Annotated in this window: 1 protein-coding gene; it reads left to right on the top strand. The window is 75.2% G+C overall.

The features are described 5' to 3' along the window. A partial coding sequence (locus SB660_RS21560) for a copper homeostasis protein CutC (protein ID WP_410584453.1) occupies nucleotides 1-229 on the top strand: 229 nt, incomplete at its 5' end. Nucleotides 230-262 lie beyond the last annotated feature (33 nt).

Raw genomic sequence — 262 nt, 5'->3', positions numbered from 1 at the left:
CGCGGCGGGCCGCATCGAGGTGATGGCGGGCGCCGGCGTCACCTCGGCGAACGCCGCGGCGATCGCCGCCACGGGGGTCGACGCAGTGCACGCCTCCGCGAAGCGGACCGTCACCTCGACCCTCGCCGTCTCGCTCGGCTCCGGCGCGAGTGCGGGCGAGACGAGCTACACCACGGCGGACGAGGCGGAGGCCACCGCCATCCGCGACGTGCTGGGCCCGGTGCTGTGACCTCGCTCGGTATCGACTACGGCGGCACGCACA

This window comes from Bacillus sp. SIMBA_005, from assembly GCF_046535585.1.
GTDB lineage: Bacteria > Bacillota > Bacilli > Bacillales > Bacillaceae > Bacillus > Bacillus pumilus.
This window is presented reverse-complemented; position numbering and strand designations above follow the sequence as displayed.